The organism is Cyanobacterium stanieri LEGE 03274 (assembly GCF_015207825.1).
Taxonomy (GTDB): domain Bacteria; phylum Cyanobacteriota; class Cyanobacteriia; order Cyanobacteriales; family Cyanobacteriaceae; genus Cyanobacterium; species Cyanobacterium stanieri_B.
This window is the reverse complement of the sequence record NZ_JADEWC010000002.1, coordinates 135,437-158,672: the sequence shown is the minus strand read 5'-3', so window position 1 is coordinate 158,672 and position 23,236 is coordinate 135,437. Positions and strand designations below refer to the sequence as shown.

18 protein-coding genes are annotated in these 23,236 nt (G+C 37.6%); 11 read left to right on the top strand and 7 right to left on the bottom strand.

What is annotated here, in order from left to right:
- Positions 1-76 precede the first annotated feature (76 nt).
- Complete coding sequence (locus tag IQ215_RS01655) at positions 77-1,135, bottom strand: sulfate ABC transporter substrate-binding protein (protein WP_193799582.1); 1,059 nt, start codon at positions 1,133-1,135, stop codon at positions 77-79.
- Positions 1,136-1,247: 112 nt separating this feature from the next.
- The gene (locus IQ215_RS01650) at positions 1,248-1,628 is read right to left on the bottom strand and encodes a YidH family protein (protein WP_193799581.1); all 381 of its coding nucleotides are present in this window, start codon (positions 1,626-1,628) and stop codon (positions 1,248-1,250) included.
- Between the two features lie 216 nt (positions 1,629-1,844).
- Here IQ215_RS01650 and IQ215_RS01645 point away from each other — a divergent pair, with 216 nt between their 5' ends.
- The 5 genes from IQ215_RS01645 (at position 1,845) to IQ215_RS14340 (ending at position 8,437) form a co-directional block, all read left to right on the top strand.
- Entirely contained in the window at positions 1,845-2,603 is a 759-nt protein-coding gene (locus IQ215_RS01645) for a sulfite exporter TauE/SafE family protein (protein ID WP_241735223.1), read from the top strand.
- 130 nt (positions 2,604-2,733) lie between these two features.
- The gene (locus IQ215_RS01640) at positions 2,734-3,522 is read left to right on the top strand and encodes a Crp/Fnr family transcriptional regulator (RefSeq protein ID WP_193799580.1); all 789 of its coding nucleotides are present in this window, start codon (positions 2,734-2,736) and stop codon (positions 3,520-3,522) included.
- 78 nt (positions 3,523-3,600) lie between these two features.
- Positions 3,601-4,518 (top strand): DUF4007 family protein, encoded by a 918-nt coding sequence (locus tag IQ215_RS01635; protein WP_193799579.1) that lies wholly within the window; start codon positions 3,601-3,603, stop codon positions 4,516-4,518.
- Positions 4,519-4,937: 419 nt separating this feature from the next.
- Positions 4,938-7,238, top strand: coding sequence for a hypothetical protein (locus tag IQ215_RS01630; protein ID WP_241735222.1), 2,301 nt, complete (start codon positions 4,938-4,940; stop codon positions 7,236-7,238).
- Entirely contained in the window at positions 7,238-8,437 is a 1,200-nt protein-coding gene (locus tag IQ215_RS14340; protein ID WP_241735221.1) for a hypothetical protein, read from the top strand. The genes IQ215_RS01630 and IQ215_RS14340 overlap by 1 nt, the downstream gene beginning before the upstream one ends.
- Positions 8,438-8,711: 274 nt before the next feature.
- Here the strand turns inward: IQ215_RS14340 and IQ215_RS01625 are convergent, their stop codons facing one another.
- Both IQ215_RS01625 and scpB read right to left on the bottom strand, forming a co-directional pair.
- Positions 8,712-9,038 carry a DUF760 domain-containing protein gene (locus IQ215_RS01625; RefSeq protein ID WP_193799578.1) on the bottom strand — a complete coding sequence of 109 codons (327 nt, stop codon included), beginning with the start codon at positions 9,036-9,038 and terminating at the stop codon, positions 8,712-8,714.
- A 72-nt stretch (positions 9,039-9,110) separates the two neighbouring features.
- Positions 9,111-9,599: an SMC-Scp complex subunit ScpB gene (scpB, locus tag IQ215_RS01620; protein WP_193799577.1), complete on the bottom strand. Its 489-nt coding sequence runs from the start codon at positions 9,597-9,599 to the stop codon at positions 9,111-9,113.
- Between the two features lie 45 nt (positions 9,600-9,644).
- Between scpB and def the strand changes: the two genes are divergently transcribed.
- A complete protein-coding gene (gene def / locus IQ215_RS01615; protein ID WP_193799576.1) occupies positions 9,645-10,136 on the top strand; it encodes a peptide deformylase in 492 nt (163 codons plus the stop codon).
- Positions 10,137-10,142: 6 nt separating this feature from the next.
- Positions 10,143-11,249: an LPS export ABC transporter periplasmic protein LptC gene (lptC, locus tag IQ215_RS01610; protein ID WP_193799575.1), complete on the top strand. Its 1,107-nt coding sequence runs from the start codon at positions 10,143-10,145 to the stop codon at positions 11,247-11,249.
- A gap of 14 nt (positions 11,250-11,263) precedes the next feature.
- Here the strand turns inward: lptC and aroB are convergent, their stop codons facing one another.
- The gene (aroB, locus tag IQ215_RS01605; RefSeq protein WP_193799623.1) at positions 11,264-12,355 is read right to left on the bottom strand and encodes a 3-dehydroquinate synthase; all 1,092 of its coding nucleotides are present in this window, start codon (positions 12,353-12,355) and stop codon (positions 11,264-11,266) included.
- Positions 12,356-12,460: 105 nt separating this feature from the next.
- Here aroB and petL point away from each other — a divergent pair, with 105 nt between their 5' ends.
- From petL to purL, 3 genes are all read left to right on the top strand, one after another.
- Positions 12,461-12,556, top strand: a complete 96-nt coding sequence (gene petL / locus IQ215_RS01600; RefSeq protein ID WP_193799574.1) for a cytochrome b6-f complex subunit PetL — start codon at positions 12,461-12,463, stop codon at positions 12,554-12,556.
- Positions 12,557-12,665: 109 nt separating this feature from the next.
- On the top strand, positions 12,666-13,838 hold the full coding sequence (locus IQ215_RS01595; RefSeq protein WP_193799573.1) for a tetratricopeptide repeat protein: 1,173 nt from the start codon (positions 12,666-12,668) through the stop codon (positions 13,836-13,838).
- Positions 13,839-14,190: 352 nt separating this feature from the next.
- A complete protein-coding gene (purL, locus tag IQ215_RS01590) occupies positions 14,191-17,901 on the top strand; it encodes a phosphoribosylformylglycinamidine synthase subunit PurL (protein WP_193799572.1) in 3,711 nt (1,236 codons plus the stop codon).
- Here the strand turns inward: purL and IQ215_RS01585 are convergent.
- Both IQ215_RS01585 and IQ215_RS01580 read right to left on the bottom strand, forming a co-directional pair.
- Complete coding sequence (locus IQ215_RS01585) at positions 17,898-18,902, bottom strand: pentapeptide repeat-containing protein (RefSeq protein WP_193799571.1); 1,005 nt, start codon at positions 18,900-18,902, stop codon at positions 17,898-17,900. The two genes, purL and IQ215_RS01585, sit on opposite strands and share 4 nt — an antisense overlap.
- Positions 18,903-19,384: 482 nt before the next feature.
- Positions 19,385-22,597: an SNF2-related protein gene (locus IQ215_RS01580; protein ID WP_193799570.1), complete on the bottom strand. Its 3,213-nt coding sequence runs from the start codon at positions 22,595-22,597 to the stop codon at positions 19,385-19,387.
- Positions 22,598-22,740: 143 nt separating this feature from the next.
- Between IQ215_RS01580 and IQ215_RS01575 the strand changes: the two genes are divergently transcribed.
- The gene (locus tag IQ215_RS01575) at positions 22,741-23,169 is read left to right on the top strand and encodes a DUF7680 family protein (protein ID WP_193799569.1); all 429 of its coding nucleotides are present in this window, start codon (positions 22,741-22,743) and stop codon (positions 23,167-23,169) included.
- The last annotated feature ends 67 nt before the right edge of the window (positions 23,170-23,236 follow it).

Below are 23,236 nucleotides of genomic sequence, written 5' to 3'. Positions count from 1 at the left end.
TACTGGTAGAGTCAGAATTTCGTAATTGTCAATTGTCCATCGCGCCTCATGACTCCCCTTGTTGAGCAACCCTAAACTATCTTCCTGAAATGGCTTGATCGAAAATACCGCCATCATCGAAAAACTCTGATTGGGCTGTAGGCCAACCGCCAAAGTCTTCGATGGTGAAAAGATTTTCTACCACGGGAAATTTATCGCTAAATTCTGCAAAAACTTCCTCATTAACAGGGCGAAAACCTGCCTCGGCAAATGCCCTTTGTGCTTCGGGGGTGTATAGAAATTCCACAAAAGCCTCCGCCACTTCCCTTGTACCTCGTCTATCCACATATCCATCTACCACTGCCACAGGCCCCTCGATGGAGATATTGTAATCAGTGGGAATAACGTAGGGTTGAATTCTACCTTGGGATTCAGCAAGTAATAGTTCATTTTCGTAGTTCATTAATACATCCCCTTGGTTTCTGGTATAGAAAACGTCGGAGGCTTCCCTAGCGTCTTTGGGAAGGGTGGTGACACTGCTATAAACTTGGGCAACATATTCTGTGGCTTGTTCAATGCTTCCCCCTGCTTGGGTGATGCTACCCCAAAGGGCGAGAAAGTTCCAACGAGCTCCCCCAGAGGTTTTAGGATTCGCTGTGATTACGCTAATATTAGGATCTGCTAAGTCTTGCCATGTCTCTACTTTCTGTCCTCCTTCTCTACTCACGAGGGCAACTACGGAACGGGTAATAATGCCATTTTGTCCAGATACTTCATTTTCCCAACCAGGTTCGACTAATCCCGCTTCTTGGAGGGCGTAGGTGTCGGAGGCGAGAGCGAGGGCGACTATATCAGCTTCTAAACCGTCTATGACTGCTCTGGTTTGAGAGCCTGAACCGCCATAACTTTGGTCGATGGTTACTTTTTGTCCGGTGGTTTCTTCCCAGTATTCAACGAATTGGGGAACGATTTTTTCGTAGGCTGCTTGGGTTACTGCGTAGCTAACAAGGGTGAGGGTTACTTCTTCTTGGGATTGGGATTCTGCTGTGCTACCTGTATTTTCTGTGGTGGTGGAGGGGGAAGCACAACTGGCGATTACTCCGCTAATGGTTAATCCTAGCAAAAATTTACTGAATAATCTTCTCTGTAGTTTCATCGCTCATGTTTTACAAATTTTGTTAGCTACTATCATAATGAACTTTGAATCAATTTTCAATACATTTTTAAAAATATTTTATTGTAAAAAGAAAATATTTCTCTGAGAAATGCTAAACACTATATAAATAATTGCTCCACCAAAGAGAGCGATCACGAAGTGGCAGGCTACGCCTGATCGCACCGCTAAATAAAATAATAATTTTGTCAGAAGGTTCATAGGTATCTTGATCAATAGCACGGCGTACAGAAAAGTATTGGATGGTGGAAAGTAAGACGGTAATTAAACCAACGGAGGCAAAAAGTAACCCCATTTTCCAGCTAATGCCAAGTCGTGGAACTTCAGGCGGTTGAAAGTTCGGAAGACGTAGAATAACTACCCCAAAACCCATTAAGCCTACTGCTGTACGCATCCATGCTAAGTAGGTTCGTTCATTGGCTAGGTGATCTCTTATCCTAGAGGCGTTAAACTTAGACGGTGCTTTTTTGCTCATTTTCTGGATATACTATAGGTTTATTCTATATGTTAATTAAAATAGAAAACATTTTAATTTCATTTTTAAAGTTTTAAGTAGTGATGTCAAATCTGATTAGCAAAGTTTACTATTATGCACCGTGTAACCATTGACAATAAAAAATTATTGTCTTTTGCCTGTTCCCCGTTCCCTGTTCCCTGCCCTAATTAGTATATTATTCAAACAGGATTTAGTATGATGACACCCACAGAATTAATATTTTTAGTTGCGATTTTTTTCTTAACTAGCGTCATTGGAGTGGTGACGGGAAGTAATTCCCTGATAACTGTGCCTGTGATGTTAGAGTTTGATATTAATCCCGCAAGGGCGATCGCAACGAATATGTTTGCCTTAATATTTATGAGTATCGGGGGGACTATTCCTTTTTTAAAAAGTGACGTGCTAAAACGCCCAGATTTGTCTCTGTTGTCGGTTTTAACAGTAATTGGTTCAATTTTGGGGGCTTTGTTGGTAATTATTATCCCTGCCGATACCATGCCCTTACTCATCTCCATATTCATGATTGCCGTTACAGTTTTTTCCGTCACCAACAAAAACAAAGGATTAGAAAAACAAGAAAAGCCAAGCCCCACCGCTTTAAAAATAGGTTATGGTTTAACCTTTGGTTTAGGTATCTATGGAGGGTTTTTTAGTGGTGGTTATGTAACTACATTGACAGCGACTTTCATTGGCTTTTTAAATATGACATTTATAGAAGCCGTTGCCATTACCAAAGTATTAAATATTTTCTCCTCCATCATTGCTACCCTCATTTTTATGACTCAAGGATTAGTAGATTATCAATTAGGCATTATTTTGGGCATCACCATGTTTTTTGGGGCGATAATTGGGGCAAAAGTCACCATGAAAATGAGTAATCTATGGTTGCGCAGAATTTTTTTGGTGGTAGTCGTCTTTTTGGCTGTGCGTAACCTATGGCAGTGGATAAGTTAATTTTTTAAATTAGGTGTTTATATTACCAGAAAACTAAATTTAATTTTGACATTAATTAAAATCCCATCTCAAACAGTCTGTAACTGTGGGAAAATGTGCATAAAAGACTACATTAAATTATCAGGCAACAATGGTAAGAAAAAATCCCAGTGAATCTAACATCCTTACTTTTTTAATCAATAACTCCTATTTATTTAAAGGATTAGACGAAAAAGAATTAAGTGCTTTTCTGCCCCCAGATAGTCTTACCAGAGAAAAACTTTTTTCCAATCGCCCTGTTTTTACCGCTTTTTCCCCTGATGAGGATTTAGATAGTTTGTATGTAGTTTTAGAAGGAGGGCCTATAATATTACGTAGTAATCCCCTCGATCGCATTTTATCCCTAACCTATAGCGGTGGTTGTTTTGGAATGCGTAGTTTACCTTTTAGTCATGGTTTAGCAACAAAGGCTTATCCTAGTCTGGTGGAGGCTTATAAAACCACCTATGTCACTAAAATTCCCCTTGATGCCCTCAAACAAATTTATGATCATTTTGAGGTAATGGGCGATCGCTATGCTAAACTATTCGAGTTAAGGGAAAAATTTACTTATCATCTCCTCAACTGTAGTAGTTATCCTCCCCAAGCCGTAGCATCTCTCCTCAGGGCGTTAATTTATCAAGAAAGGGAATTGGAAAATCAACCCAATGAAAAAGGAGTTTATATCCTTGATTTGGCTGTGGAAGTAATCGCCAAAGCCTGTCAACTCAACCAGCGCACCGTTGAACAAGTTTTAAAAGGAATGCAAAAGGAAGGATTAATCAAACTAGATAAAAATAATAGCACATCCGATGATGTAATTCATATCCTACAACCAGAAGAATTAAAAGAAGTTTATAGTGCCACTAGGGATAAAGTTTCTTGGTGGCCATTAAAATAATTATGGCACATCAAATAAATTAAATATTGATATAAAACCCATTGCATAATACCCTTAAACAGTAATCCATAACACCCAATGACTCAAACCAAATTACCATTAAATCTGTTAGATAATCCCATAAACCCAGTTTTTGCCCGTCATGAAACATTTCACCCTCGATGGGGATGGTTAAATAAAGGTTTTAGTGCGGCTAGTATAGATAATAATATTTTTCAGGCAAATGATGCCCCCATTCGTTTGGGAGTGGGTAAAAATATGGTGAGGAGTATCCGTTATTGGTGTAATGCTTTTAAAGTGACTGATAATGATGATAATCCCTCAGATTTTGGGCAAAGGTTGTTAGGGGAAAATGGTTGGGATAAATACTTGGAAAATCCTGCGTCTTTGTGGTTATTACATTGGCATTTCCTTAAACCGAGTTGTAATGGTGCGTCATGGTATTATACTTTTAATCTTTTTAATGAAACCGAATTTAGTCGAGATGACTTGCTTAACGGCTTGAAGAAGTTTCGGGATGAGATTAAGCCTAATATTGCTGATTCTTCCCTTAACAAAGATATGACTTGTATTTTCAGGATGTATGTGGATACTGGTGATGATGGTTTTGTGGAAGATTCCATTGATTCTCCTTTTGCGGGTTTAGGGTTAATTTATCAGCCTCTCCATAACAAAAATTATCGTTTTCGTTTTGGCAGTAAACCAAATTTAGCCCCTGAAATTGTGGTGGCTACTTGTTTGGAATATGCTAGTTGGGTGAGTGATAATCAGACAACCATTAGTATCAGCAGATTACTTTATGATTATGGTAGCCCTGGTTTAGTGTTTAAGTTGACGGAGGAGGCTTTACTTGGTGCTATTGATACGATGATTCGTAAGTATGATAATCTTTTTTTAGCGGATACTGCTGGTTTAATTCAGTTATCTTTTAATGGTAATCCTCTTGATTTAGCTGATAATATTCTTGATGATTTTTTCTTAATAATTGACGGTTAATAATTGATAATTGATAGTTGATAATATTTTTTAAATAAAAGGTATGGTTTTACCTCTTAAATCTTCCAAAATTCGTTGACTTTCAGTTATTGAGGTTTAGTATAATTACGAATGGTACGGTTTAATTTAATTGAAAATCAGTTATTACCTTAAAATCAATATTTAATAATAAGTTATCTTTTATAATAATGCTATATCTACCTATTTAAAGTCAGTTTATAACTCTTTTTTATTAGTAAAACTAGGCTTTAAGTGATAGTCTAAAAACTAGATAATAGTTAACTAAACTATTAAATATACTTCCATGATCAAAATAATTGATTATTAAAAATATAATCACTATTGCCTATTGCCTGTTCCCTATTCCCCATCTTAACCAAAAATATTATCCCGAACTCAATTTTTTTATACTGATGATTATGAATTTATCTTCTTATTTTACTTTACAACGTCGTTATGGTCGTTCTATTAATTTAGAAAGGGATTTTAACGATTTATCTGCTTTGGATGGTTATGTTTTAACGGATAAATCTGTGGAAACTTTAAAGCGAGTTTTGTTGGGAGTAAGTGGAGAAAATAAATATAATTGTTGGACTTTAACGGGGGTTTATGGTACTGGTAAATCTGCTTTTGTTCATTTTTTAATTTCTTTATTAGCTAATCAAAAAAATCAAGTAAAAAGAAAGGCTTTAGAGATAGTAAATAACCATATAGATGATAATGTTATTATCAATAATATTCCTGATGATGGCATGGTAAGGGCGATCGCCGTTAGTCAACGAGAGGCGATTAGTTTAACTATTATTCGGGCGTTAATTAATGGTTTAAAGGATGTTGGGGGTAAATTATCTACGCAGTTTATTACTTCTTTACAGGACATAGAAAACCGTATTAAGGACGGTAAAATAGTTCAAAATACTGCCATAGTTAGTATTATTAAAGATATTGTTTTACAAACAAAAAAAGATATTATTTTAGTTATTGATGAACTAGGAAAAAACTTAGAATATGCCGTTTATAATCAAGGGGCAGAGGATTTATATTTATTACAACAATTAGCAGAATTAGAAGCTGTTGAAGGCAAAAGAATTTATATTTTAGGTATCTTACACCAAGCCTTTACCGAATATGGACAAAGGTTGGCTACTATTCAACGTAATGAATGGTCAAAAATTACAGGAAGATTTGAAGATATTGCTTTTACCGAATCCACGGGGCAGATGATTAGGTTAATCGCCGAAGCTATTACCTCGAATTTTGATGATGGTTTTGAGAAAAAAATTGACCAATATAGTAGTTATTGGAATCAAACATTAGAGCCAATTTTAAAGTTAGAAAAAATTGAAGATAATTTAATTAAAAATATTTATCCCCTTCATCCCCTTAGTGCCTTAATTTTACCAGTTTTATGCGTCAAATATGCCCAAAACGATCGCACCTTATTTACTTTTATCACATCCGATGAGCCTTTTTCGTTCAAAAAGTTTTTAGAGGAAACGGTTATTAACGATGATGACTTACCTACCCTCAAACTTGATCAAATCTATGATTATTTTATCTCCTCCGTGGGTATGGGGTTGACAAGGGTAGTAAATTTCCAACGGTGGGTAGAAATCTATGATTTAATCAACGATGCCAAACACCTCGATGAGGATAATTTGCGGTTGCTAAAGGCGATCGGTTTGCTAAACTTAGTTAGTATTACAGGTATTATTAGGGCAACCCGTAATTTAGTCGCCCATAGTCTTTGTGATGGAGAGGATAACGATAGGTTTAACTATTGGCAAGAAAAAATTGAACAACTTTTAAGACAAGGGTTGATTACCCATCGTAAACAAATTGATGAGTTGAGAATCTGGGAAGGTTCAGACTATAACATTGATTATGAACTAGAATCCTATTTAAAACAAGAGCAGTCTAGTTTAGCCAAACTTTTATCCCCATTACGCCCTCTCAAGCCTATCATTGCGCAACGACATAGTTATCAAACAGGCACTTTACGTTATTTTGAAAGACATTATCTCGATGCCTCTTTTGATTGGGATAGGGTGGAATGTGAAGATAATTCGACGGATGGTTGGTTAGGTTATTGGTTGGAGGAGGAAATGCCCCCTACTTTTCCCCAAAAAACTGTCAATGGTTTACCCATTATTGTCATTACTACCAATAACTTACAGGTTTTGCGATTACAAGCCCAAGAATTTAGCGCTTTGAATCGGATGAATAATGAGGCGAAGGAGTTACAGTCGGATGGGGTAGCGAGAAAGGAGGTGCGTTATCGTCTCATGGAAGCGCAAAAAGCTTTGGATGAAACTTTAAATAGTGTTTTTGATTTTAGTCGGGGGGAGTGTCGTTGTTGGATTGGGGGAGAGTTAACCCCCGTCAAAAGTGTAGGGGAGTTGAATGGTTATCTTTCTCGGTTGTGTGATGAGACTTTTGTTAAAACTCCTATTCTCTGGAATGAGTTGATTAACCGTCGCAATCTTACTTCTCAGGGTAGCAAGGCAAGAAGGGAGTTAATTACAGCGATGATTAACCATTCTAGTTTACCTAATCTTGGTTTTTCTGGTTATGGCCCTGAGGTGACGATGTATTATTCTTTGTTACGGGAAACGGGTATCCATCGCCCTCTTTCTTTGACTGAAAATAACCTCAAATCTAGTGATGGCAAAGGTTATAACTACATACTACCCCCCCCGACACAGATACTACAATTTTAATGGATGAAGAGTGGGGTATTCATGCGCCTATGGGTGGGGATAATCCTAATATAGATAAAGTGTGGGGTGCGATCGCCCTTTTTTGCACATCAGCCACCGAAAATCCCCAAAATATCGCCCAACTATACCAAATCCTACAACTACCCCCCTACGGAGTAAAAGAAGGCATCATCCCCATCATTCTTACCGCCGTATTACTGTATTACAAAGAAGAAGTGGGAGTATATCAAGATGGTACATTTATACCAGTGCTAGGGGAAGAACATTTAGAATTATTAGTCAAAAATCCCGAACGTTATGCCGTAAAATATTTTGCCATAGAAGGATTAAGGGGAGAAGTATTCCAAGAATTAGAAGCTATCCTGCGTAATCCGCAAACAAAAGCCAAAAGAAACATTCGTAACGCCACCCTTTTAACCGTTGTCACTCCCCTATATCAATTTGTTAAACAACTCCCCCGTTATACCCTTCAAACAAAAGAATTAAGTCCAACAGCACTAAACATCTTAACCATCTTACAAAAAACCGTCGAACCTGACGAACTATTATTTAAACAACTACCCGAAGCCTGTGACTTACCCCCCATCACCACCAACAAAGAAAAAGACGGTATCACCGCCAAACAACTAAAAACAAACCTGATAACAGCATTAAGAGAAATTAATCTTGCCTACGAAAATCTGTTGAGTGAATGTCAATCCTTGTTATATTCTGCCTTTGGGGTGAGAAACGAGACTACAAAACTCAGGGAAGACTTACGCATAAGGGCATCTTACCTTAAAGATAAATGTGTTGAGCCAATTTTAAAACGTTTTACCCAAGCAGTATGTGATGAAACCAAAAATGATAAACAATGGTTAGAGGCTTTGATGATGATTATTGCTGACAAACCAGCGGAATCTTGGAAAGATGAAGATGTTAGTTTATTTCAAAGTAAACTGGCTGAATTATCCCGTAAATTTACCAACCTAGAAGCCATCCAAGGGCAAGTAAAAGTTAAACAAGGGGAAGGATTATCCGCCAGAAGGATTACTGTTACCCGCAGTGACGGGGAAGAAACCAATCACCTGATATGGATAGATAGTCAACGGGAGTCTGAAGTTAATCAAAAAGTTGAAGAGATTTTGGCGATGTTACCCAAGGATAAACAGTTAAGGGAGACTATTCTTGCGAAACTGACGGAGAAAATTTTGAGGTAGGGCAATAACCACCCTATAATAACCTGATTTCAGGATAAAATTTATAGTCTTGTAAAAAAGGTGTCAGGTATCGGTTATCAGGTGTCAGGTTAAGAATATAATATATGGTGGGTATTTCCCACCATTGAAAAAAATGGCATTGCTGATTTTGAGTATGAAGCATTATTGAATTACAGTAAATGTATAGTATTAAAACTATTATTACTATTGCCCATTGCCTATTGCCAAACTCAACTAAAAATCATACCTTAATTCACCAACGCCAAGAAAATAATTACTCCATGGAATCGGTATCAAAGAGGTTTTCTTCTAGGGTTTTTCTTTTTTCCATCTGACAGAGAAAATAACCCGTCATCATGGCAGAGGCTAGTAGATTTGCCATATGTTGTTTATCGGTGACAATTTGTACGTTAAATCCTTCGGTGGGCAACATCCCTAATAACCCTTGTACGTTGTGGGTTATGATTTCTTTGATTTCTGGGGTTGCTGATTGGGCTATTCTTTCAAGGGTTTCTGGTTTTTGTTTTTGTAGGTAATCAATTAAGGTGTTATCTAAAGTTGTGTCTGATTCTCCGCCAAAAAAATTTGCGTTAAATACCATTTATTTTTGTCCTCTATAGTGATTCTTCTTTTACTCAGTTCCTCTTTACCTGCTTATTAATATAAACGTTTTTTAGGTTGGTAGTTGGTCAATTTCAAAATATTGATGAAATTTGTCGGTAATTTCCAACCAATAAGAGCGCCCTTCGGCTTGACGACGTTTACGGATAAAACCTAATTCTAGCAGTTCTTGGACGTGTTGATAAGCTCCACTACCACGCACGGTTATTAAGTCGCTTTGTAGTATGGGATTTGTAAGTGCGATCGCAGCCAGGGTACGAAGGGTGGCGGTGTTTAAGTCCGCAGGGACAAGATTTTCGAGGAGATTTTGACAACAATGGCGCAGTTGTAGGGCATATCCTGCAGGGGTTTCCACCACTTCTAAAGCACTCTCGGGGCGGTGGGCATAATCAGACATTAATTTAATCAAGGCCGATTCTATTTCTTCTTCCCCCGCTTGGGTTAATTCTTCTATTTCTGCACAGCTGGTTGGTTTACCTTTAAGATAGAGTATCGCTTCTATTTGAGTAACTAAATTAAAATTAGTATATTCAGATCCCATTCAGATAAAAAATTCACTAAAGTTTGGAAATATCATACACGGACAATGGTAGAAATTTTACAAATTGGTAATCCTATTTTAAGAAAAGTAGCTCCCCGGGTGGAAAATATTCACGCCTCAGACATACAAGAGTTAATTGATATGATGTTAAAAATGGTGTTTGAGCGCCATGGGGTAGGTTTGGCTGCCCCTCAAATTGGTTATTCTACTCGGGTGGTGGTGGTGGCTTCCCATCCGAATGCCCGTTATCCCCATGCCCCTTTCATGGCACCCATGGAGATGATTAACCCTGAAATTATTTCCTTTTCCGATGATTTTTTAATGGAGGAGGAAGGCTGTTTAAGTGTTAAAGGCACAAGGGCTGATGTATTACGTTATGGGGCGATCGCCCTTACATACTACAATAGAAAAGGGGAAAAACAAGAAAGAGAATTCCATGGTTTTATTGCTAGAATTATACAACACGAAATTGACCACTTAAACGGAATCCTATTTGTAGATCACCTCAAAAAAACCCAAAACCCCGCCATAGCCTAATCTCAGATGTACCGAAAAATTATCCCCCTCCTCACCATTCTCCTCATTAGCGGTTGCCAAAATCAACCCCCCATCAACGACACCAACAACAATCAAACAGTAGAATCAGGCATCGTCTTAAGTGATGCCACCATCGAACAATCCAACAACGATGGTGAAAACTTCTGGCGACTACGAGTCGGTAAAGTAACCTACTCCCAAGACAACAAAAACGCCACCATCGAAGATATTACCGCTAACTTACTCCAAAATGGAGAAATCGTCCTCAAAATCAGCGCCCAAAACGGGGAAGTTATCAACGACGGAGAAGAAATCAACCTCACCGGGGAAATCATAGCCTTCGACACCCGTAACGAAATGGAAATCCGAGGAGAAAAACTATATTGGAAACCAGAGCAAAACTACTTTACCCTTGAAGAAAATATCGAAGCAATTCATACCCAAATCAGATTAGTTACCCAACAAGCAGAATATAACACCGCCACCCAAGTATTACAACTAACAGAAGACATTGTCGCTAATACCTTTGAACCACAATTAAAAATCCTTGCCGATGCCATCATCTGGCAAATAGAACAGGGGTTAATCAGTACAGACTTACCATTTGAAGTCAGCCGTTACGAAGATGAGCAAATCACAGATACCCTAAAGGCTACCACAGCAGAAATGAATCTCAACGATAACATTTTAATAGTAGAAAATAACATCGAATATCAATCCCTAAATCCTCCCCTACAAGGGGCAGGTAGCCGAATGCGATGGGATTATAATAACAGAATTGTTGAAGCCGATAAAATGATACGTTTAGTAGAAGTAGATGAACAAATTACCATGACGGCAAATCAAGGTAAAGTTGACTTAACAGAGAATAAAGTTTATCTGAGTAAGCAAATTTTTGGAGAATCCCTAGATAACGAAGCGAAACTATATGCCGATAATGTAATCTGGAATTTAAATGATCAAAATATAGACGCTCAAGGTAACGTGGTATATCAACAGATAAATCCCGTAGTTAACTTTCGAGGAAATAGGGCGCAAGGCAAACTACAAGATAAACAAGTAACAGTAACAGGCAACGGTAATAATCGAGTAGTTACCACCATTTATCCTTAAGGGTTGCTGACTTCCTAACTAGCCCGAAAACAATTCCTCAATAAATCCGTCTGAATATCATCCCGAATAATTACCTTACCTATCTCCGTCGGTAAAATAAAACGCACCTTTCCAGCCTTAACCTTCTTATCCAACTGCAAACTATCCAATAAATCTTCCCTATCCACCGTTGCAGGAATATCCAAAGGTAAACCAGCCTTTTTAATTAAATCATTTTGTCTGATTAACTCATCCTCTGTCCATAAACCAGCTTCCACAGCAATTTTTCCAGCCACAGCCATACCAATGGCCACAGCCTCTCCATGGACAAAAGTATTATAATTCGTCAAACTCTCCACTCCATGGCCTACCGTATGTCCATAATTAAGGATAGCCCTTACTCCCCCTTCCCTTTCATCCCGTCGCACCACCTCAGCCTTAGCAAGACAAGAACGTTCTAAAATATAACTGAGTAAATCAGCACTTAAAACATCCATAGAATTAAGATTATTTGCTGATTCTAGGCGGTTAAAAAGCTCTTTATCCCAAATCACTCCATATTTAATAACTTCCGCCATACCTGCCCTAAACTCTCGCTCTGGCAGTGTTTTTAACACAAGAGGATCAATTAAAACCAATTTAGGTTGATAAAAAGCCCCAATCAAATTTTTTCCCTGGGGATGATTTACCCCCGTTTTGCCCCCCACCGAAGCATCTACCATAGCCAGTAAAGAAGTGGGAATCTGAATAAAATTAATTCCCCTTAACCAAGTAGAAGCCGCAAAACCTGTCATATCACCAATCACCCCACCCCCCAAAGCTACCATGGTGGAATTTCTTTCGAGTCTTAAATTTAAGGCTGTATCGTAAATTTTACTAATGGAATCAAGGGTTTTATAACTTTCCCCCGCAGGAATGAGATGATAATTAACGGAAAATCCTTCTTGGGTAAAAGAATCGATTACCGTTTGCCCGTAGTAGTCAAAAATTTCGGGGTTAGAAATCACTAAAACTTTTTTGCCGATATTTAAAGACTTTGCTTTTTTGCCAATTTCTTTTAATCCATCTGTAGCGATATGAATTTCGTAGGCATTTTGGGGCAATTTAACAGGGATGATTGACTGCATCATTATTGATAATTTAAGAAGACTGAGCGACCATAACTTATGATTGACTTAACACTTCATTGTACAATATATGGGTTATCCATTTTAAGTTAAGGAGTTTTATATATGTCTGGTGTAATTGCTTATGTTGGCATCATCGGTGCTTTCACCGTGGCGGCGGTTGGTTTATATTACGGTTTCCGTGCTTTAAAATTATTATAAAATCCATGACCCTATCTATGTCACCAGATAGGGTTTTTTGTTCTTCAAATCAAAGGATTTTTTGTAAAAGACTATAATAGGTGACGGTTTAAATTTTTCTACATATACCATGTTCCTTAAAAAAGGTTTTATTATCTATTCTTGGTTAATTTTATTGTTAACTATATCTTCAGTTTTTAACCCTGTTGTTGCCCAAAACAGAAGGGCTAATCCCATTAATGAAAATGTTAGGGATGAGTTATTACCAAGAAGAAATAATTTAACTCAAGGGGAAAAAGAAGCCTTAAAAATTGCTCTTGAGGAGTTAAATCAGTTGGCACAAAGTCAGTTAGAGTTGGGTAATGAGGATGAGGCGTTTGATATTTGGTATCGTCAAATTAGGCTAACTCGTTTTTTGGGGGCTAGGGAAGAAGTTGAGTTAATTGGTGAAGTGGGCGCCGTGGCATGGGCAAGGGGTAGGGGAGATGATGTTAATTTTTTGAGCGAGAGGTTATCGGTTTTACAAAGGGAAAGTACGACTAATAATCTTTTAAATCCTCAGTTGTTGCCTTATTTTTTGGAAGCCTATGAAACTTTGAGGGATGTTGATAATTCCATTGCGTTAAGGAGACAGTTGTTAGATGATGCCCGTGGAGAAGATGAGGAGGAGGATATTATTAATAATTTGGAGGCTTTGGGTAGTTTATATCTGAGTAAGTTTGATTATTTCAATGCTCAACCGATTTATGAGGAGTTGTTAACTTTTGCTCAAGAAAATAATAATTTTTTGGCTGAGTCTAATTACTTAAGGCGTTTATCGGAGATTAATGGAGCGATATTACGTCCTGAAAATGCGGTGGAGTATAAGAAGCAGTTAATTGCTAATTATGTGAGAAATAATAATTTAAGGGCTGTGGCATTGCTAGAAATTTCTATGGGTGATGATTATAAGTTATTGGATAACCCTCAAGAGGCGGCTAATTTTTATCAGGAGGCTTTTAATACTGCATGGGCGCAAGGACAATTTGCGATCGCAACGGATGCCCTAAAAAGATTAGCAAATTTATATCAAGAATATGAACAATTAGATTCTGCCCTAACTGTCTATGATGAATTAATCAAACTACAACAACAGGCCTATAACTATTATGGATTAATGGAAACCTATGAAAGCATGGGAATAATTTATCAACAACAAGGCAACATCAACCAAGCGAGGATTTATTTTAGTCAGGCTTTACAAATTGCCCAAGAAATTAACTATAAACAAGACTATTATCAAAACTTACTTTCTCAACTGTAATATAATCTGAGTTAGGGAGCGTTGCTGATTTTAGGTATGATTTTTCGTTGAGGCAGGGAACAGGGAACAGGGAACGGTTATAATACTTAGAAGTTTTAGTTTTTAGTGTAATTCAACTATATTTCATACCATAACCCGTGCAATGCCAGTTAGGGATAACATTTTCTAGGGTTGGTAGGGAATGGGCAACGGGCATTCTTGCAATGGTGGTAATATCTTTAATAGCTGATGTACCCAGATTATTCTTTATCCTTGGTTGAATTTATATCTTGAGGACTGAGGAAAAAAATTTGATTAAGATATATGAATATGGGATAATGTAGGCGTTAAATTACGAAAAAAACAACCATATATGTCAGCGCCCTTTACCCCTGAAGAAATCGCCTCCGAAGGTTTAAAACCCTCTGAATATGAAGATATTGTCCAACGTTTAGGCAGACACCCCAACCGAGCAGAATTAGGGATGTTTGGGGTAATGTGGTCAGAGCATTGTTGTTATAAAAATTCCCGTCCTCTCCTTTCCCAATTTCCCACCACAGGGGAAAGAATTTTGGTAGGGCCTGGGGAAAATGCAGGGGTTGTGGATTTTGGTGATGGTTTACAGGTAGCCTTCAAGATTGAATCCCATAACCATCCCAGTGCGATCGAGCCCTTCCAAGGAGCCGCCACAGGGGTAGGGGGTATCCTCCGAGATATTTTTACCATGGGCGCGCGTCCCATCGCCATTTTAAACTCTCTTCGATTTGGTAATTTAGATAATCCCCACACCAAGAGAATTTTTCAAGGAGTGGTAGAGGGTATAAGTCATTACGGCAACTGTTTGATTGCAGAAGAAACCCTTATATGGCGTGATGAGAAAGGAATACATTTTGACACCATTGGCAACTTTGTAGAAAAACATTTATCAGATACCCATGAGGATACCTTAGAACTACAAAAATCCATTGAAACCCTATCCTTTAACCAAGAAACCCAAGAAACCACTTGGCAACCCATTCGCCGTATATATAAACGATTCACTAACCAACTAATCACCCTCAAAACGGCTTTAGGCAGAAAAATCACCCTCACCCCAGATCATCCCCAGTTAGTAGCGCAAAACGGACAATGGCAAATTAAAGATGCCAAAGAACTACAAAAAGGAGATTTAATACCTTTATTACTAAATTTACCCTTTAATGAAGCAAAAACAGAAGATTTAAACTTAATTTCCCTTTTAGGAGAAGAATTTAACGACGTTTATGTCGATTTTCCAGATCATTGGTGTGAATTACAAACTGAAGTCTTAAAAAGAAAACTCAAGGAAATCGAACCTAATGCAGAACCAAGACATCGTTATCTCACACAGGGATATTTACCCATTAATCTTTATCGTCAACTAGAATCCTTAGTTAACATTGAACCTTCGGAATTACGTCTTTATCGCCGTAGTGGTAAAGCTAATTATATGAAAGCGGTTTTAAAAATAGATGAAGATTTTGCCCGTTTATTAGGCTATTACTTGTCAGAAGGTTGTGTTTCTCAAAATGGTAACACTTACAAAATCATCTTTACTTTTGGACTCCATGAAAAAGAATATGTGGAAGATGTCATTAACTTAATTGAAAAATTAGGTTTAAAAGCCTGTATTGAAGAAAGAAAGTCAACTTTTGCCGTTTATACTACTTCTTGGCTATTAGGACATCTCTTAAAAGAAGTTTGGCAATGCGGACATAAAGCACCCCTCAAAGCCTTTCCTGATTGTTTCTTTAGTTGGTCACCTACATTACAAGAAGAAGGATTAAAAGGTTTATTGAGAGGGGATGGTTCATTAACCACAAAAACCACTGGTAATCACGCCAAAATAGGTTTTGCTACCACTAGCCAAAAACTATTTGAACAAACAATATTTTTATTACAAAATTTAGGGGTAGTTCCTTATATTTACCGTAAACCAGCTCAAATATCTACCATTGAAGGCAGACAGTGTGAATCTTTACCCCTATGGCAACTAGAAATTAATAATGTTGATAATTTAGCTAAATTTGTCAAGATTTTTAGTGAAGAAAGAAATCAACAATTAGTCTCTGCTTTAGAAAAATATCAAGGCAATCAACATTCGTTCCCTCGTTATCATGTTTCCAATCAAGTAGCCTTTGTTAAAATAAAAGACATCGAAGTTCAAGAGGTTGAAAATTACCCCGTGTATGATATTGAGGTGGATAATACTCATTTATTTGTCACCACTTCAGGAATCATTACCCATAATTGTATCGGCGTTCCCACTGTGGGGGGTGAGGTGTATTTCAATTCCGCCTATAAAGGAAACCCCCTCGTTAATGCCATGGCCATCGGCTTGATGGAAACCGAAACCATTGTTAAATCAGGGGCTTCTGGGGTAGGTAATCCCGTATTATATGTGGGTTCTACCACAGGACGAGATGGTATGGGTGGAGCTAGTTTCGCCAGTGCCGAGTTAACGGACGATTCCATGGACGATCGCCCCGCAGTGCAAGTAGGAGATCCTTTCCTCGAAAAATCCCTGGTAGAAGCCTGTTTGGAGGCTTTTAAAACAGGAGCAGTGGTAGCGGCCCAAGACATGGGCGCGGCAGGAATTACCTGTTCTACCTCAGAAATGGCCGCCAAAGGAGGATTGGGCATCGAATTGGATTTGGACAAAATCCCTGCTAGGGAAACGGGCATGATACCTTATGAATATCTGCTTTCCGAATCCCAAGAAAGAATGTTATTTGTGGCTCAAAAAGGCAGAGAACAAGAATTAATCGATATTTTCGAGCGTTGGGGACTCCATGCCGTGGTGGCGGGGGAGGTAATCGAAGAACAAATTGTGCGCATCCTCCACCAAGGGAGCATCGCCGCTGAAGTGCCTTCCACTGCCCTAGCGGACAACACCCCCGTCTATCACCATGAATTATTATCCGAAGCTCCCGAATATGCCCAAAAGGCATGGGCTTGGCATGAGAAAGAATTGCCTGAGTGCGACGAAAATGGGGTCAAAGGTCAAAAATGGTCTGAAGTGTTGTTAACCCTCCTAGATCAGCCTACCATCGCTTCTAAAAGATGGATTTATCGCCAATACGATCACCAAGTACAAAACAATACCGTGATGCTCCCTGGGGGCGCTGATGCCGCCATTATTCGGGTGCGTCCTGTAAATGGAAAACCTCAATTGGCGAAAACGGGTATTGCTGCAACCACTGATTGTAACCCCCGTTATGTCTATCTTGATCCCTATGTGGGAGCATCTTTGGCGGTGGCAGAGGCAGCCCGTAACCTCAGCTGTGTGGGGGCGCAACCCATTGCGGTAACGGATAACCTTAATTTTGGTAGCCCTGAAAAGCCCATCGGTTATTGGCAGTTGCACCATGCTTGTAGTGGTATTTCCGAAGCCTGTCGTCAGTTTGAAACCCCTGTAACGGGGGGTAATGTTTCCTTGTATAACGAAACGGTGGATAGCGAAGGCAATCCTCAACCCATCTATCCTACCCCTGTGATTGGGATGGTGGGTTTGATTCCCGATATTAGCAAAATTGCGGGGCAAGGATGGCAACAGGAAGGGGATTTAATTTACTTCTTAGGGGCTTTTAATCCTAGTTTGGGGGCTTCTGAGTATTTAGCGACTATCCATGACACCATCGCTGGAAAACCTCCTGCCCTCGATTTTGATTTAGAAAAGGCGGTACAAAAGGCTTGTCGTGAGGGGATTCGTCATGGTTTGGTGAAATCTGCCCATGATTGTGCGGAGGGCGGTTTAACGGTTGCCCTTGCTGAATGTTGTATCGGTGGCAGTTTGGGAGCAGTGGTTAATGTACCTGCTTTTGCTGGCCGTCTGGATACGGCTTTGTTTGGGGAGTTGGCAAGTGCCATTATTGTTTCTGTTTCCCCTGATAATAAAGAGGCATGGGAACATTTTTTGACGGACAATTTACCCAATAATTGGCAGGAAATTGGTTCTGTAAAAGGTGATAGTTTACAGGTTAATTCTTCTAGTATTTCCCTAGTTAATCTTAATCTTACTACCATGGTTGATACTTGGGAAGGTGCGATCGCCCGTCGCCTCTAAACGTGAATTTTACCATCAGGCATAGTCGCCCCTGTCAGAATTGCATCTGATAAATCTATGCCTGATAAATCAGCATCCCGTAAATTTGCTCCCGTAAAATTAGCACCCTTAACTATAGCACCATCAAGACAAGCACCCCAAAGATAAGCACCATGGAGGTTAGCATTACTCAAATCAGCGCCCCTTAGATTCACTAAATTAAGATTAGTAAAACTTAAATCCGCCATCCTCAAATCCGTTTCACTTAAATCACTTTTCATCAAGTTTGCCTGAACAAATTGAGCCCCCTTCAACTGCCCCTGATTTAGCACCACACCTTTTAAATTTGCCTTATCCAACACACTGCGACGCATATAGGCAGACTGCATATTACTACCGCTAAAATCACTGCCGTATAACTTCATACCACTCATTTTCGTTTCTTCTAAATCCATGGCACTAAAATTAACACCATGCAAATCTAAACCATTGAGAAAAGCACCTTTCAACTTAATTCCGTAGAGTTTTGCACCCCGTAAATTAGCCCCACTCAACCTCGCCCCATTTAAATTTGTCCAATTCAAATTCGCCTTTTCTAAATTAGCACCCCTTAAATTAATTCCCTCCAAATTTGCACCGCACAGGTTTACCCCCGGTAAATTAGCCATGTAAAGACTTACCCAATTTAATACCGCACCGCTGAGGGTTGCACCCTCTAAATTCGCCTTGTGTAACTGCGCACCCTGTAAGTCTGCCTTAGTTAAATCTGCTTCTAAAAGTAGCGCTTCTTTGAGTTTCACAAAACTTAAATTTGCACCGTAGAGAAAAGCACCCCTTAAGTCTGACTCTAATAAGAAACATCGTTGTAAATCTGACCATGCCAAATGAGCTTCTGTTAATTTAGAACGAGATAAATTTGCATAACTTAAGTTCATTCCACTTAAATTACTTTTACTTAAATTTATTTCCCTAAAGTCACGATCGCCCTGATTGTAACGTTTAAGTATATCACTTATTTGCATTTTTTTGTCTCCAAAAACTAGGGACTAGACCGAATTACTCCCTTTCCAAGAGCATTCAAAATCACATTTTAGAAATAAAAAATATCCCTAAATAAAAACTTTATTTGACGATTTAAAAATTATGAATTAAAACTAAATAACCCCTTTAGTACAATAAATATTAGCAAATTAAATGATTACTTTGAGTTATTTTTCTTTATTATATAATCCCCATTAAAAAAATACTTCTTTTATTAAACAAATCTAGTTAAAATTATTTAAACTTGACTTTTATTTACAAAAATATACAAAAAAAATGCTTTTTCAGCATATTGAAAATATAGCTTTGTTGATTTTTAATATAATTTCTTAATTGGTGGATATTTTCTAAGTTACAAAGTCGCCACAAATATATCAAAGTCAATATATAATCATGGAACAATTAGGAGTTAATTTATGAGTGGGCAAATGATGATATATTTTCTAAATTGAATTTGCTATTATTACGAATAAAAAAAGCTACATAATAATATCAAAAACTTTTCGATGAGTGGTTCACCCAAAGACATCAGTTTGAGTGAGGGATATTCTTCATAAACTTCAGGATAAAAAGTAACATGATAAATGTTATCGTGCCAATTTATCTGCCATGTTAAATCACCTTTATTCTCAAATATAATTCCTTGACTTTTTAACCATGAAGATTGAGTAAATATTTTTTCTACTTGTTGAGGAGGGAGGGGATTAGGTGCAATATTTTGTCTTAACAATTCCAAGTCAGCAGAAACATTCATCGATACAATTTTATTTAAATCTGGGCGTGATGGAGGATTATCCATTAAATTATCCAACTCAGCCAATAAAACCCCTTCTTCTTCAGGGTCTGCGGCCATGACCGCCTGTTCAATAAAGGTGGGTACTTGTGCTAAAATGGGTTGTAAGTCTCCCACTACTGTTTCAAAAGCATTTATCCTAGATCTCAACTTCTGATATACTTTGGCTTCTACAGTACCATCATAATAAAAGTTGTGGATATGAATGGTGGGGTGAATTTGTCCGATTCTATCTAAACGCCCGATTTGTTGTTCAATTTGCATGGGATTCCACGGGCAGGAATATTGAAACAATACTCCGCAAGTTTGTAAATTTAACCCCTCACTAGCCGATTTAGTACATAATAATATTTTGATTTTCGGCAATTCGTTACCGTCTATCATATTTTTACCATTATTTAATGACAATTCTGGAGATGTACTACTATTATCAATAGTAAAAAGTTTTTTAATTATTTCCTTTTTTACTACTTTCCATTTACCATCTTGGTATAATTCCCCTCCTCTACCTGAATAACAAGCCACTTGATTACCGTACATCTGTACTAAAGTATCTCGTACATAATCCATGGTGTCGGTATATTGAAAGAAGGTAATAACTTTTTCTCTATGGGTTAATTCTTGACGTAAAAGACTCAAATAATGGGATAGTTTAGTATCTTCGCCCACTTGTTCAAATTTACTTAAAATATTTTCTAAATACTCTATTTCTGATGGATCTGTGGGTTTATAATATTTTTCTAATCCTTGAATAATATTATCATCGGCATCATCCAAATCCATTAAGTCATCATCGGTGATGCTAATGCCCTCTAGCCGTCGTTGTAATGATTTTTGGATGGCATAAAATGAGCTGGTGAGACGACGACGGTATAATGTCATCAAGAAGCCTAATCCTTTGCGGTTTTCCTGTTGGGCTAAATTATAAAAATGTCTCACATAGTCGCTTACGGCTTGATATAATGGAATTTCATTGGTATGATTAAGGGCGATCGCATTGTCAAACACAAGTCTAGTGGGTATAGACTGACGCAAAATACCACGGCGATAATATTCCCGTAGAGTTTCCCTAGTATGACGAAACATCAAATCTTTGAGGGGAGTATTCACCGTCAAAAACTGTCGAGAAGCCTCTATAAAAGCATCATCTTTACATAATTTACGGGGATGGGCGATCGCCCTGCCTTTCTGCCATGTATCCTTAAGACGATAGAATACAAGACGATTTTTTTGTAGTAAATATTGTTCAAGAATATTACAAGATTTTCCCCCTTGCTGAAAATAATTAACTGCCAGAGATTGCCAAAAATTTAGCCTTAATTCGTTAACGGGTTGGGATAAGCTATCGTAATAATCACAAAAATTATCTTGATACTGCCATAATCCTTTTAAACCCACCAAATTAAGTAAATCAAAAACTTCGATAGTGTCTAATTGCATGGGTGTTGCCGTCAACAATAACAAACTTTTCGTTTTCGCCTTGAGTTGCTGTAATAAATCCAGCAGACGATTAGGAGTATTTTCCCGCCGTTGAGGATTACGACGACGCGCATGGTGTGCCTCATCTACCACAATCAAATCCCAATCTTCCCCCTCCAACAACTCTTGACTACGGCTACCCTGACGCACCAAATGGGAAGAAGCCAACACCAAATCCACCTCATTCCAAGGATTTCCCACAGGATTAATAACCTCCTTATCAGGATTTGTGAAAACCCCTCCCCCATAACTCCAAAAATGAAGATTAAATTTTTCCCTTAACTCCTCATGCCATTGAGATTGTACACTAGCAGGAGCAAGAATTAATACCCGTCGCACTTGACGGGAAATAAGTAAATAACGGACAATAATACCAGTGCTAATGGTTTTACCTAATCCCACCTCATCACAAATTAAGGCGGAATTGGGAAAATTAGCGATAAATTTTAGTAATATTTTTCTTTGATGAATCCATGGTTTAACGGGAATAGACTCTAAAGCATAAGCTAAACATCCCCCATGATTATGAATATTTAATAAAGGGGCAAATTTTTCTTTTTCTATCTCTATTTCTTCTTCTTCACTTAAATTAATTATTTCTTCTTTGTTGTATTGCTGATTATTTTCCTCTAATTGTTTTGGTTGATTATTATTTTCTGAATTATCTTGCTGAAGATGATCAATTATTAATGTTGGATTATTATTAATTGATTGTGGAGTGTAGCGCAACAACTTATTTTTTACTCCATTGGGAATATCAAAAACCCTCACATTAGGGGCTAAATTATTCCACAACTGTTCAAAGCGATATTCTTCCTCATTTACCCTTTCTAAATCCCTTTCTCCCTCCCAACTACAATAAACATGAAATGATTCTATATTCCTTTCCCAGCCACCCAAAGACTCATTATTTGAACCACTAAACGCTACTTTGTTACCCTCTTTATCTGTAAAAATTCCTGTTTTTTCGTGAAATAATTTATGTTTATTTAATTGATTAGGTAAGCCATTTTTAGCTAAAGGTATAGCAATTTTAATTTCTAAAAAATCATGGGCTATTAACCAACTTAAAATTTCATAATGTTTTAACTGAGTTAAGCTATCAGGTTCTAATAATTGTCTTTCTAAACAAGTGTTTAATTGCTCTTTTAGTTTATATCCTTTACTAATAGCATCTAAATCATCCTTGCTAAACTCACAGCCCATAATCAAGCGAATTTGCCCCTGATTATAAACCATCACATCTAATCCTTGAGCGACTTTTGATAAAATAGCACTATTAAAAAAGCCTGATTTGCGGTCATATGTGATGGCACACTCTAGGGCAGGAATATAAAAATCAATAATGGGATTATGTTCGTTACTAGAGTAACTAATTAACCAAGATTTTTTTGTTAATAACATTGGTAATAATAGTGGTATAATATCTTTGTGAATAACAGAATTTATCTTCTTTTTTAAAATTTATTTTAAAATGACTGCCCAGTCTCTAGGGTGATAAATTTATAAAAACTAATTGTCAATCATTATTAACTATTAGCTAAAAAGTGCAAGAGTTTCAGTTGAGGATAGTTCCTTTAAAAGATAATCATTTTATTATCCAATTATATCAGTGGGACTACAAAAAAGCTGGAGAGAAAAAAAGATTATCTCCCCAAAAAGTAGGAGTCTTAAAAATGAATAAGATTATCTTAGTCAGAGATGCTATTTATCAAACATTAAAAGATAATAAATATGACCCTAAAACTCTGAATAATAAAAGAAAATCTAACTATATTTTAACGGAATCTTCTGGAATTAATTTAGCGATACTTTTTAAAACTATTCAACCGTTAAGAAAAGAAGAAAAAATAATTAGTATTATGAATAGCATAATGGCGATGAGTCATGAGGAGGCTTATTATTGGTTTGCTAAAATTAGCGGTGATAGGGGTAATTTAGCGTTGAGGGCGTTGCGTATTTTATTGGCTGATTAATATTCTCTCCTAATGAATTATGGGAATAATCAACTATCGCCACATACCGCCTCGCAATGAATTACGA